The organism is Psychrobacter sp. UBA6291, from assembly GCF_002439405.1.
GTDB classification, from domain to species: Bacteria; Pseudomonadota; Gammaproteobacteria; order Pseudomonadales; family Moraxellaceae; genus Psychrobacter; species Psychrobacter faecalis.
Genome location: NZ_DJUD01000050.1, coordinates 37,466 through 50,149, shown reverse-complemented (window position 1 = coordinate 50,149; position 12,684 = coordinate 37,466). Strand labels below are relative to the sequence as shown.

Below are 12,684 nucleotides of genomic sequence, written 5' to 3'. Positions count from 1 at the left end.
CGAAGTTGAGAGTGGGGTATATTATAGGAAATTTTATGCAAGAATTGACCCCACCTGAAAACGCCTCAACGCCTAGCATCACCTTAACTGCTCCTGAACCGGTGAAAGAGATTCAAAAAAGCGAAGCGGATCAAATGGTGAAACTGGATGAAAGCCAGATTCCTGAACTTGATGCTAAGGTCGATGCCTTTGTCGATCACGTGATTAACAACTCAGTACACAGCGCTGAGTTTCAACAAAACGTGCAATCTATTCACAATTTGGGCAATAAAGAAATTCGTGAGTCGGCGCAAGTGTCGAACCGTATGCTCGATTTGCCAGCAAAAAGTCTCAATGACAGTTTGTTTGATAACTCACCTATTGCCAAATCATTGACTGAGCTGCGCGGTATTGTTGAAGATTTGGATCCGAGCAAAAAAGAGCTGACCAGCTCACGTAAGCTCTTCGGTCTGATTCCATTTGGTAACAAAGTGCAAGATTATTTCCGTCAATACGAGTCAGCGCAATCACATATCAACGCTGTAGTGACCAGCCTCTATAACGGTAAAGACGAGCTGCTCAAAGACAATGCTATGATTGAGCAAGAAAAAGTCAATATGTGGGAGCTGATGCAATCGATTCGCCAATATATTTATGTGGGTAAAAAAATCGATGAGCAGCTTGAACAAAAGGTTTATGCCGTTGAAGCTACTGACCCCGAAAAAGCGCGTATTATTAAAGAAGAAATGCTGTTTTATGTACGGCAAAAAAATACTGACTTTTTAACGCAATTGGCGGTAAACGTACAAGGCTACTTGGCTCTTGATACCATTCGCAAAAACAACCTAGAGCTGATTAAAGGTGTGGATCGCGCGACGACGACGACTATCTCGGCGTTACGTACCGCAGTGGTGGTTGCTCAGGCGATGACCAATCAAAAACTGGTACTCGATCAAATCACCGCGTTAAATAAAACCACCAGCAGCTTGATTGAATCGACCTCTGCGATGCTCAAACGTCAGTCACTTGAAATTCACGAGCAGGCAACCAGTAGCACGATTGAGCTTGATAAACTCCAAAACGCCTTCAATAACGTCTATGAGACGATGGATATGATTAGTAATTATAAAATCGAGGCGCTAGAGAATATGAAACAAACGGTCAATACTCTGACAGCCGAGGTTGATAAAGCGCAGAAATATCTCGATAAATCGAATCAAACGACTGTCCTTGAAGTGTCGAAAGAGTTAAATACTAAAAAGATAACCAATCAATCAAATACGGTCGATATTGATATTTGATTGAGCTCGCATGTCGAAGGCTCTTATCGATACAAGCTAGCAGCTACTTGCTATCTGATACACATAAGACAATTGACCGAAGATATTGCAGCGTCGTTCGTGTTAAGATAGCACTTATTAATAATTTTAAAAAATAGATACGGTAATTTATGAGTTGGAATGATCCAAACGCCTCGAGTGAGGCACAAAAATACGTCAATCCTATTCCTAGTCGCGAACTGATACTCAGTACGATTAATGAATACGGTGAAGTCACGCATCAACAATTGGCAAAAGCCTTTAATATTGATGACCCTGACCAATTTGACGCTTTAGGCAATCGTCTAAAGGCAATGGCGCGCGATGGGCAAGTAAACCGCGACGGGCGTCCTTATCGCTATCGTACTGTAACCGAACACGATATCGTCACTGGCACCGTGTCAGCTCACCCTAAAGGCTTTGGCTTCGTAATATTGAGTGATATGCCTGATTTGTTCTTGCATGAAAAGCAAATGCGCTGGGTATTTAATGGCGATACCGTACAAGCGGTTGGTACCTCTACAGATAATCGTGGTCGTACCGAAGGGCGTATTGTCGATATCGTTGAGCGTCGTCAAAACAACTTTATTGGTACATTGGCGCACGATGAAGAAGGTTATTGCGTTGAGCTTGGTAGCCCAAATAACCATCAGCCGATTACCGTCACTGAAGAAAACGTGCAAGCGTTAGATGCCAAACAAGGTGCGCCAGTCAAAGTCGATATTATCGATTGGCCAAACCAACACGAATTTGCCACTGGTAAAATCACTGAAGTGCTATCTGATGATAATGACCGTGAATTGATTATTGAGACGACTCTACTCAACTATGATATCCCGTCAGACTTTAGCGAAGCCGCGCTACAGCAGGCCAATAGCTATCAAGAGCCGACTGAAAAAGACTTGAAAGGTCGGACAGACTTACGTGATTTACCCTTAATTACTATTGATGGTGAAGACGCACGCGACTTTGATGATGCCGTATTCGCCGAAAAACGCTCGGGCGGTAACTATCGGGTGCTGGTGGCGATTGCTGATGTAAGCTATTACGTCACACCAAACTCGCCACTTGATAAAGATGCTTACGAGCGCGGTACGTCAGTGTATTTCCCGCATCGCGTGATTCCGATGCTGCCAGAAGTCCTGTCTAATGGTCTATGCTCATTGAATCCTAACCTTGACCGTCTCTGTATGGTTGCCGATATCAAGATATCGCGTGCTGGTAAAGTCACAGGCTACGAGTTTTATCCGGGTGTGATGCACTCGCAAGCGCGTCTGACCTATAATCAAGTGAATGCTTACCTTGCCAATCCAAAAGATAAGAGCGTTCCTGAATCATTAACGGGCAATAAAGACGTTAAAAAATCGGTCGATACCTTACATCAATTATATGAGCTGCTGCTAAAAAAACGTGAAGAGCGCCATGCCATGGAGTTTGAAACGGTTGAAACGTATATTAAGTTTAATGAAAAAGGTGGCATCGAAGCGATTTTACCGCGTACGCGCGGCGATGCACAAAAGCTTATCGAAGAGTGCATGCTGCTTGCCAATACCTGTGCAGCAAACTTTGCCCTAAAACATGAGTTGCCTGTCTTATATCGTAACCACGATAAGCCTGATAGCGAAAAGTCAATGCGCATTCATGAATATGCCAAAAACTTTGGCTTAAGCTTTCCAGAAGAAAGCCCAACGCAAGCAGATTATCAGCGGATTATCGAAGCGACTAAAGACCGTCCTGACGCGATTAGCATCCACAGCATGCTGCTACGCTCGATGATGCAAGCGAACTATGCACCTGACAACATCGGGCACTTTGGTTTGGCTTATGATGAATATAGCCACTTTACCTCGCCGATTCGCCGCTATCCTGATTTAATGCTGCATCGCGCGATTAAAGCGAAAGTGACTAATAGCCAGCAGCCAGTAATGGATTTCTCGCTTGAAGAGGCTGGCATGCAAACTTCAGATACCGAGCGCCGCGCCGAAAAAGCATCGCGTTACGTGGAATCTTGGCTCAAATGTCATTATATGAAAGATCATGTCGGCGAAGAGTTCGATGGCGTGGTAACGACTGTGACGAGCTTCGGTTTATTTGTGACTTTGACTGACTTATATATTGATGGTCTCGTGCATATCTCAAACGTTGGTGACGATTTCTTTGTCTATGATGAGCAGCAACAGCAGCTTATCGGTAAAGACAGAGGCACAGTGTTTGGGCTTGGCGATTTGGTGCGCGTAAAAGTAGCAGGCGTTAATATGGACCTGCTACAAATCGACTTTGATCTTAAAGCTAAGCTACAAGCAAGCCAAATGAATCAAACCAAACGAGATCAGCCAAAGAACAATTCGGCCAGCAAGAGTTCTGCTAACAAAACTTCGCCGAATAAAACTACTTCTAAAAGAAGCAGCAGCCGTGTTAAAGGCACCAGCAAAAAAAGCTAACGCTGCCTAAATGTTAAGATTAAAAAAAAAGACTAACGCTATCGTTAGTCTTTTTTTTGCTCATTAAAGGGTGATTAATTAGATGCTGTTATTAATATGCTGCTTATTTCAGCCTTAAAATTCTAAACAATAATAACTCCAAGGTTTAAAGCTCCTATTGCGTATTAGCGATTTGCTCACTACGTTGTTGACTGACCTGCTCCGCTTGTTCTATCTGCGTGCTTGCTTTATCAAGAATAGCTTTTGGCTGCTGCCCTAATGGCTGACTTACGATATCTGATGTCTTGCTGTCAGTTATAACTATGTCTGTGTTTTCTGTTTCACTGCTAGCGGCTAACGCTTCTCTATTTTTTTCACGTTGACTGCCGCTGATCATATTAAACCCTGCTAGAATAACGATACCAGCCAAAGCAAAAATAATCAGATGTTTGATTTGCATAAAAAATATCTCGTCTATGTCGATAAAAGGTAGATAGACATTTCATTGCATTTTTTATGCCGACTTTTATAGTTAGTAATCACCTTTTAATAGGTAATCTTCAACGCCACTCTTGTGGGCTATTCTTGCGGACTATTGTTACTTAGTAAGTCGGTTTCATCTGAATTTTCGGCAATTTCTTGCTCAACTTTTTCCATTAGTTTCTGGTCAGGACGCGCATCGAGTACTTCGTCGGCATTGCGACCTTGTAAGATATGCTTGGCTCGCGCCTTTGCTTGTTTCTTATCTTTATTTTCAATGCTAGTGCCAGTGGGAGAAGATTCATCAGACGCTTTATCAGTTGCAGAAATGTGCGGCATTACCGTCGTTTCCGCTGGGGATTTATCGTTCGTTTGACTGCTTTGGAAATGCTCAAAGGCTTTTTCTAGCTTATGGTTAAAGCGCAACTGATAAATGGGCTCGGGTAAAGTAAAACCTTCATCTTCTAAGGCATGCTTAGTTTCGCGAATGGCGATACTGCGGGCTTTGGAGAAATCTGCCTCCAATTGATTGAACCATACTTGGAACTGTAAAACGATGTTTGATTCACCGACTTCTTTGATAACCGCCGTGACTTTTGGCTTATCTAAGGCAAATCCCAACTGACAGATGGCATCGATACCTACCTTGATCGCAGCAAGCGGATCGTCGTTGGCATCAACCCCGAGCTCAAAGGTAAAACGGCGCTCGGGGTTTTTGGTGTAATTTAAAATCGTCGCTTTAAAGACTTCGGCGTTAGGAATACGTAACTGATTGCCGTCTAAGGTCATTAAAATCGTGGCGCGTGAGGTTAGGCGCACCACGATGCCTTCTTGATTGTTAATCAAAATATGGTCGCGGGCGCGAAACGGTTGGCGGATACTGAGCATGAGCGAGGCAATATAGTTCTCAATGGTGTCTTTGACGGCAAAACCAACGGCGATACCAATAACACCTGCCCCACCAAGCAGCGTGCCCAAGATAGTCTCAGCACCAATCAAACTTAACGCTAAGATAAGACCGAAAATGATAAAGATGACTTTAACGGTTTGGGCAAGTAACTCTGCGACAAAGGGATTTGGCGTAAGACGTTGCCACATTTTTTGTCGATTGGATAACCAACTGCCAAACCACGTCACTAAGGCAAATAAAACAATCCCTACGAGTAGTAGCGGCAACGCTTTGACTAGGTTTTTGGTTTGCGCTTTGAGACTCTGATAAACAGTCGAGACATTATCCTGCACATCAAGGGTGCGATTGATTCTATCTTCTACCGTCACCACGTCGGTTAAGCGATTGGTCAGATTAATCGCTTGCTGGGCTTTTTTCTCGTTAGGCGTCTCACCGGTTAAGGTTACAACCCCTTGGTTGACGCTGACACTTACTGCTTGCAAGCCGTCAATTTCTGAAAAAATGCCACTGATACGTTGCTGGATATCATTGTCTTTTAACGGCGTTGGCGTGGTTTCGATTTGGGCATTATTGGTGCTTTCACCGCTGATAACTGGCGGTTTTTCAACTGGCGCGGGCGCAGTGTCAGAAGTACTTGGCGTAGCAGGGGTAATAGTGATGGCACTATTTAGACTATTATTTGGCTCATTGGCAGGTGGGGCGTTTATAGCTGGGGCGTTAGCCGTCTGAGCGCTGGTCCCACTGTCAGCTGTACTATCTTCAGTAGCCTCATTATTGAGTATAATACTCTCACTTGTGCTGCTGTCTGTAGCCGCATAAGTTGGCATGCTTAAAAGAACGCTTAAAAAGATACTTAATAGCAATAACAGCTGAGCGTAGACGTTTATCGTTATACGCGACTGGCGCTGGCTTAACCTGTGTAGCCTACGTAATTGAGGCTGGTCAACATACGCTGCCATAAGTATCCCTTTATTATTCTAGCTTTATATCACATTTCCAATAACGCTCTCTGGACATGGCGACTAAAAACTATTTACCATCTAGATAAAGCTGCGCCTCACCCAAGTCTAAGGTGCCTTCGTAAATCGCGCGGCCAGTGATAATCCCTTCGATACAGTCACCATAAGGTTTGAGCAATTCGATGTCTTTCATATCGGTGACGCCGCCTGAGGCAATCACTGGCAAGCCGCCTTCACGTGCCAAATTGACGGTCTGCTCGACATTAACGCCTTGCATCATGCCATCACGAGCGATATCGGTATAAACGATTGACGATACCCCGACATCAGCGAAACGCTTGGCAAGATCGGTAGCTTTGGTATCGGTCACGTTTGCCCAACCGTGCGTGGCAACCATGCCATCTTTGGCATCGATACCGACAATAATGTGTCCAGCAAACTCGCGGCAAGCCTCGGTCACAAAGTCAGGATCCTCCACGGCTTTGGTACCAATAATAATGTAGGTCAAACCTGCGCTAATATACTGCTCGATGGTTTTCATATTGCGCACACCGCCGCCCAATTGAATCGGCAGCTTGGGGAAAGCTTTGGCAATGTCGTTGACCACTTGTTTGTGTACTGGGATGCCATCAAAAGCGCCATTTAAATCGACCAAATGTAAGCGACGCGCGCCCTCATTGACCCAACGCGCCGCCATAGCGACTGGATCATCAGAAAATACCGTATCGTCTTCCATACGACCTTGTTTTAAACGCACACATTTACCATCTTTTAAATCGATAGCGGGGATAATGACAGGGACAGCACACATACAGCATTCCTTATAAAGCGATATCAGCGATTAAAAATAGTTGAATAATAACAATATGAATAAGAAAAATTCAAAAGTAAAAAAAGTATCCAAGCCCATTAAAGGGCGACTACGTAAAATTTATTTAGCATAGCAAATTAAAAGCAGCTATTAGGGAAAATTGATTAAATATTAAAAATGGCAGTGGTAAATGAGAATACGAATTAAAGTTTGGTTAAAAAATGATAAAGAACCCATCACCGTAATCACAACCATAACCATAAGTTTTAGCTGAAGGAATCACTCGTAACATTAGGTAAATTCATTTACCAACTGGCAATTTTAGGTCAGTTTAGCGTATAATCCTAGGTAAATTTGTATTTGTATGATAAAACCTAATCGTCTGCTACCTATTGACGATTGCAATCAGCATAAGGTAAATATGAGCACCGCATTAGCACTAAATTAATGCTGAGCTTATCAAGACATTGAGTTTACCCTGTAATCATAGGTCATTAACCAGCACTTAGATAGCTTTCACAAAGACAGCTTTCATAAAGTATGAACAAATCATTGATGCCTCATTTATATTCACTCGAATGAATAGCGCTGCGTAAATTTTAATAACCCTATGATTCCTGATACGACAAATTTTAAGATTTTAATAAATCGTATGGTAAAACTGTATTTTATCTACTGTCATCCTCGTTGAGGACGCGGTTAGATTTGTGAGTTTTACGATACACCTTGGTAGCCAGTCGTCACTTTGGTCATTCGAATAAGACATTAACGTGTTGTTAAGGAGTCTAAGGTCAGCGTTAATACTCTTACTTGTAGTTATGATGATGTGTTATGTCTAGAGCACTTTTTTACGCCCTTTTTTGGGAGTGATAAAGCACTTTATTGATGACGCTGTTATCCATGCTGCCGATATACCAAACAGGACGTCTGGTATCGTTTTAGACTATGGACTAAGTTTTCGCTTATGATTACCATCAAAAAAGGTTTGGATTTACCCATCACTGGTGAACCCTCCCGCGAGATATCTGAGCACAGACCCGCCTATGTAGCACTTGTTGGCTATGATTATGTGGGCATGAAGCCCACGATGAATGTCAAAGAAGGCGACATCGTAGCTAAAGGTCAGCCCGTTTTTGAAGACAAAAAACGGGTCGGCGTTATCTATACTGCCCCTGCTGCTGGTAAGGTCGTCGCCGTTAATCGCGGTGAGCGTCGTGTTTTTGAAAGTCTTGTGATTGCGGTCGACCCAAACGGTGAAGAAGTAGAATTTCAGCGCTACGACTCCCAGCAACTCGCTGACCTAGATTCTGAAGTCGTTGAAACCCAACTGCTTGCCTCTGGCGAATGGACCGCATTTCGTACGCGTCCTTATAGCCGCTCCCCCGATATTGGTGCCCGTCCGCACGCTATCTTTGTCACCGCTATGGATACCAATCCATTAGCGCTTGACCCGATGTTGCTGATTAATGAGCAGCTTCAAGCGTTCAATGACGGACTTGCTGTATTATCAACCCTCAGTCCCAAGACCTTTGTCTGCCATCATGGCGATGCCCAGTTGACGCCAGTTGCCAAAACGGCGGCTAACAATGTCACTGAGTATCATAGCTTTGCTGGCAAACACCCTGCTGGTCTGGCTGGCACGCACATTCACTTTTTGCATCCAATTATGCGCGGCGTGACCGTGTGGACGATTGGTTATCAAGACGTGATTGCCATTGGTAAGCTGTTTACTACTGGTCGTTTATATACGCGCCGTATGCTTAGTCTTGCTGGCCCTGCGGTTAAAAACCCGCATTTGGTGGTCACCGAGCGCGGCGCAGATATCGCAGCATTGACCAAAGGTGAGCTTACAGCTGGCGAGAACCGTATCATCTCGGGTTCTGTGCTTTCAGGTCGCAAAGTGGCGGGCAATACTAATTATCTTGGTCGCTTTCATAATCAAATCAGTGCGCTAACCGAAGGTCGTGAACGTCCAGCGTTTCACTTCTTTACCGCTGGTGCCAATCGCTTCTCTAAATTGCCCATCTATATCTCGCAGTTTTTTGGTGGTAAAAAATATGACTTTACCACTTCGAGCAATGGCTCACCGCGGGCGATGGTGCCAATTGGTGTCTATGAAGAAGTCATGCCGCAAGACTATCTGCCAACGCAGCTACTGCGCGCTTTGATTGTCGAAGACATCGTTAGCGCTGTCGATTTGGGCGTACTTGAATTGGACGAAGAAGATTTGGCATTATGCACCTTTGTATCTCCTGGCAAATATGAATTCGGCGATATTTTGCGTGACAACTTAACGCGCATTGAGCTGGAGGGCTAACCACGATGAAATTTTTACACAATATGTTCGATCGTATGGAGCCGTCTTTCACCAAGGGTGGCAAACACGAAAAGTACTACGCCATCTTTGAGATGTTTGATACGTTTTTACGTCAACCAGGCTCAACGACATACGCATCCTCACACGTACGCGACGGTATCGACCTTAAGCGTATTATGATTACCGTTTGGTTATGTACTTTCCCTGCGATGTTTTGGGGTATGTATAACATCGGTCATCAAGCATTAACAGCGATTGCGCAGCTTGGCTTACAGCCTGAAGGCTGGCGTACCGTTATCACTAGTATGGCGGGCTACAATCCAGACAGTATCTGGGCAAGCTTTGTCTACGGAGCCATGCAGTTCTTACCGATTTATATCGTCACCTTTGCGGTCGGTATTCTCTGTGAGATTATCTTTGCTGTCGTGCGCGGGCATGAAGTTAACGAAGGTTTCTTTGTGACTTCTGTGCTATTTGCGCTGTGTCTCCCACCAGATATTCCTTTATGGCAAGTTGCCTTAGGTATTATCTTTGGTGTGGTCGTGGCAAAAGAAGTCTTTGGCGGTACGGGTAAAAACTTCCTGAACCCTGCCCTATCAGGTCGTGCGTTCTTATACTTTGCTTACCCTGCTTATATGTCAGGCGACTCAGTATGGACGGCGGTTGATGGTTTCTCAGGAGCCACGCCACTTGGACTTGCCGCGCTTGGCGTCGTCCCAGCAGACTTCGTTGATGTTTATGGCAATGCCATCACATGGACGGATGCTTTCTTAGGTAATATGCAAGGCAGTATCGGTGAAGTATCGACGCTGGCTATTTTGCTAGGTGCAGTGGTTCTACTTTGGACGCGCATTGCCTCATGGCGCATCATGGCAGGTTGTGTGGTGGGGCTAATTGCCACATCGCTAGTCTTTAATATGGTCGGTTCTGAAGACAATATGATGATGAGCCTGCCGTTTTATTGGCACTTAGTCATCGGCGGTTTTGCCTTTGGTGCAGTATTTATGGCAACCGACCCTGTATCAGCTGCTCACACCAATAAAGGCCGCTGGGCTTATGGTATTTTGATTGGTTTTATGACCGTACTCATTCGCGTCGTCAACCCAGCCTTCCCAGAAGGCATCATGCTTGCCATTTTATTCGCCAACTTATTTGCGCCATTATTTGATTACTTTGTGACGCAAGCCAATATCAAGCGCCAAACAGCACGGAGGGTTCGTTATGTCCAAGCCCAAAAGTAATAATGCAAAAACCATCAGCGTGGCGTTGACGCTATGCTTGGTGTGCTCTGTATTGGTCTCAGCGGCGGCTGTGGGTTTGAAACCAGCACAAGTTGAAAACGCGCGCTTAGACCGTAACAAAAATATCTTAGTCGCCGCTGGTATGTTTGACCCGGCGTCTGATACCAATGAAGATGTGGCCGAGCGTTTTAAAGACTTTGAGGTAAAAATTGTTGACCTTAATAAAGGCGATTACCTCGATGACGACGCGCTAAAAGCCGCTGGCATTCCTGATCGCAATGCATACGATGCCAGTCAAGCGACCAAAAATCAGGCGCTAAGCGAAGATTTGGGCGGTAATGACCCTGCTGGTATCGGCCGTGTTCCTAAATACGCCAAAGTCTATGTCAAAAGTGATGACGCTGGACAGCCTGAAATGGTGGTGCTGCCGATTCAAGGCTATGGTCTATGGGGTACGATTTATGGTTTCTTAACGCTTGAAAGTGACATGAATACCATCAAAGGTATCAGTTTTTATGAGCATAAAGAAACCCCAGGTCTAGGCGCTCGTATCGAGGAGCCTGAGTGGCGCGCCATGTGGAGCGGCATTCATTCTTATGACGAAAACGGCGCAGTAGCAACAGGTGTGACCAAAGCCGGTAATCCAAAAGACAACTGGGTAGATGGTATCAGTGGTGCTACTTTGACCAGTCGCGGCGTCAGTAACATGATTCAGTTTTGGCTCGGTGAGCAAGGTTATAAACCTTATCTAGATCATCTGCGTGAAGAGAGCGGTAAAACATTGGCAGATGCAGAAATCAAAGCCAGTCAAAGTCCGTATAAAAAACTGGGACAGAACTTACATCAACAGCAGACGCATCCCGCAACCGAACTGGTCGCAGTAGTGCCAGCAGCACACGGCAAGGAGGCATAACATGGCTGATACAAAAACGATTTTAACCTCGCCTATTTTTGACAATAACCCGATTGCTCTACAAATCTTAGGTATTTGTTCGGCGTTGGCGGTTACTACCAGTGTGGCGAATGCGCTGGTGATGAGTGTGGCGTTGACCTTGGTCACGGCATTCTCAAGCTTTTTTATCTCTATTATCCGTAAGCAAATCCCATCAAGCATTCGTATTATTGTGCAGATGACGATTATTGCGTCATTGGTTATTGTGGTTGACCAGATTTTAAAAGCGGTTGCTTATGACGTCAGTAAAGGCTTGTCGGTATTCGTTGGTTTGATTATCACCAACTGTATCGTGATGGGCCGTGCCGAAGCATTTGCCATGAGCAATCCACCAGTACCAAGCTTTTTAGACGGTATTGGTAACGGTCTTGGTTACTCGGCGGTACTGCTATTTGTCGCGAGTGTGCGTGAGATTTTGGGCGCAGGCAGCTGGTTCGGTATGACCATTTTGCAAACCGCTAACGATGGTGGTTGGTACGTACCAAATGGTCTATTACTATTGCCACCGTCAGCGTTCTTTATCATTGCTCTGTTCATTGTGATTATCCGTACTTGGAAACCTGAACAGGTCGAAGAAGCTGAATTTGTAATGAAGCCGCAATCTAAAGGCATGGCACAAGGAGGCGGTCACTAATGGGACACTATGTCAGTTTATTTATAACCTCGGTCTTTATCGAGAATATGGCGCTGGCCTACTTCTTAGGCATGTGTACCTTTTTGGCGGTATCAAAAAAGGTCTCCACCGCGATTGGTCTTGGAGTCGCTGTGGTCGTCGTGATGGCGATTACCGTACCGCTAAATAACCTTTTGTTTCAGTTCATCTTAAAAAATGGTGCGCTGGCATGGGCAGGTTTCCCTGATATCGACTTAAGCTTTTTGGGCCTACTCAGTTATATTGGTTTGATCGCCGCTGTGGTACAGATTTTAGAGATGTTCTTGGATAAGTTCGTCCCGAGTCTGTATAACGCCCTTGGGGTGTTTTTGCCACTGATTACCGTTAACTGCGCCATTTTAGGTGGCGTACTGTTTATGGTTGAGCGTGATTATAACTTTGGCGAATCGATGGTATACGGCGTCGGCGCAGGTTTTGGTTGGGCATTGGCGATTACCGCCTTGGCGGGTATCCGTGAAAAGCTAAAATACTCAGACATTCCAGCGCCGCTGCGTGGTCTTGGTATTACCTTTATCACGGTTGGTCTGATGTCACTTGGCTTTATGTCTTTCGGCGGTATGTCAATTTAAACCGCTAAGCTTAAACCCTATTTAGCACTTTGACCTATTTAATTCATTTATTCG

Annotated in this window: 10 protein-coding genes; 7 read left to right on the top strand and 3 right to left on the bottom strand. The window is 44.8% G+C overall.

Going from position 1 to position 12,684, the window contains the following annotated elements:
* Positions 1-35: 35 nt before the first annotated feature.
* Together B3R91_RS08970 and rnr are read left to right on the top strand one after the other, a co-directional pair.
* Complete coding sequence (locus B3R91_RS08970) at positions 36-1,280, top strand: toxic anion resistance protein (protein ID WP_068408298.1); 1,245 nt, start codon at positions 36-38, stop codon at positions 1,278-1,280.
* A gap of 149 nt (positions 1,281-1,429) precedes the next feature.
* Positions 1,430-3,739 (top strand): ribonuclease R, encoded by a 2,310-nt coding sequence (gene rnr, locus B3R91_RS08965; protein WP_286797288.1) that lies wholly within the window; start codon positions 1,430-1,432, stop codon positions 3,737-3,739.
* A 154-nt stretch (positions 3,740-3,893) separates the two neighbouring features.
* Here rnr and B3R91_RS08960 read toward each other — a convergent pair whose 3' ends face one another.
* The 3 genes from B3R91_RS08960 to hisA all read right to left on the bottom strand — a co-directional run bounded on the left by B3R91_RS08960 (position 3,894) and on the right by hisA (position 6,878).
* Positions 3,894-4,178 carry a hypothetical protein gene (locus B3R91_RS08960; protein WP_191692432.1) on the bottom strand — a complete coding sequence of 95 codons (285 nt, stop codon included), beginning with the start codon at positions 4,176-4,178 and terminating at the stop codon, positions 3,894-3,896.
* A gap of 119 nt (positions 4,179-4,297) precedes the next feature.
* Complete coding sequence (locus B3R91_RS08955; protein ID WP_286797286.1) at positions 4,298-5,935, bottom strand: mechanosensitive ion channel domain-containing protein; 1,638 nt, start codon at positions 5,933-5,935, stop codon at positions 4,298-4,300.
* A gap of 202 nt (positions 5,936-6,137) precedes the next feature.
* Positions 6,138-6,878, bottom strand: a complete 741-nt coding sequence (hisA, locus tag B3R91_RS08950; RefSeq protein ID WP_286797284.1) for a 1-(5-phosphoribosyl)-5-[(5-phosphoribosylamino)methylideneamino]imidazole-4-carboxamide isomerase — start codon at positions 6,876-6,878, stop codon at positions 6,138-6,140.
* Between the two features lie 964 nt (positions 6,879-7,842).
* Here hisA and B3R91_RS08945 point away from each other — a divergent pair.
* Genes B3R91_RS08945 through nqrE form a run of 5 tightly spaced genes read left to right on the top strand, consistent with a single transcriptional unit; the run spans position 7,843 to position 12,630 of the window.
* Entirely contained in the window at positions 7,843-9,195 is a 1,353-nt protein-coding gene (locus B3R91_RS08945; protein WP_286797282.1) for a Na(+)-translocating NADH-quinone reductase subunit A, read from the top strand.
* Positions 9,196-9,200: 5 nt separating this feature from the next.
* Positions 9,201-10,436, top strand: coding sequence for an NADH:ubiquinone reductase (Na(+)-transporting) subunit B (locus B3R91_RS08940; RefSeq protein WP_191692430.1), 1,236 nt, complete (start codon positions 9,201-9,203; stop codon positions 10,434-10,436).
* The gene (locus tag B3R91_RS08935; protein WP_286797281.1) at positions 10,417-11,349 is read left to right on the top strand and encodes a Na(+)-translocating NADH-quinone reductase subunit C; all 933 of its coding nucleotides are present in this window, start codon (positions 10,417-10,419) and stop codon (positions 11,347-11,349) included. Before B3R91_RS08940 ends, B3R91_RS08935 begins: the two co-directional genes overlap by 20 nt.
* A gap of 1 nt (position 11,350) precedes the next feature.
* On the top strand, positions 11,351-12,022 hold the full coding sequence (locus tag B3R91_RS08930) for an NADH:ubiquinone reductase (Na(+)-transporting) subunit D (protein WP_286797280.1): 672 nt from the start codon (positions 11,351-11,353) through the stop codon (positions 12,020-12,022).
* Entirely contained in the window at positions 12,022-12,630 is a 609-nt protein-coding gene (gene nqrE / locus B3R91_RS08925) for an NADH:ubiquinone reductase (Na(+)-transporting) subunit E (protein WP_068404382.1), read from the top strand. The genes B3R91_RS08930 and nqrE overlap by 1 nt, the downstream gene beginning before the upstream one ends.
* The last annotated feature ends 54 nt before the right edge of the window (positions 12,631-12,684 follow it).

Coding starts and splice junctions, on each gene's coding strand:
- B3R91_RS08935 (WP_286797281.1), top strand. CDS start 10,417: ATGTCCAAGCCCAAAAGTAATAATGCAAAAACCATCAGCGTGGCGTTG.
- rnr (WP_286797288.1), top strand. CDS start 1,430: ATGAGTTGGAATGATCCAAACGCCTCGAGTGAGGCACAAAAATACGTC.
- B3R91_RS08945 (WP_286797282.1), top strand. CDS start 7,843: ATGATTACCATCAAAAAAGGTTTGGATTTACCCATCACTGGTGAACCC.
- hisA (WP_286797284.1), bottom strand. CDS start 6,878: ATGTGTGCTGTCCCTGTCATTATCCCCGCTATCGATTTAAAAGATGGT.
- B3R91_RS08970 (WP_068408298.1), top strand. CDS start 36: ATGCAAGAATTGACCCCACCTGAAAACGCCTCAACGCCTAGCATCACC.
- B3R91_RS08960 (WP_191692432.1), bottom strand. CDS start 4,178: ATGCAAATCAAACATCTGATTATTTTTGCTTTGGCTGGTATCGTTATT.
- B3R91_RS08930 (WP_286797280.1), top strand. CDS start 11,351: ATGGCTGATACAAAAACGATTTTAACCTCGCCTATTTTTGACAATAAC.
- B3R91_RS08940 (WP_191692430.1), top strand. CDS start 9,201: ATGAAATTTTTACACAATATGTTCGATCGTATGGAGCCGTCTTTCACC.
- B3R91_RS08955 (WP_286797286.1), bottom strand. CDS start 5,935: ATGCCAACTTATGCGGCTACAGACAGCAGCACAAGTGAGAGTATTATA.
- nqrE (WP_068404382.1), top strand. CDS start 12,022: ATGGGACACTATGTCAGTTTATTTATAACCTCGGTCTTTATCGAGAAT.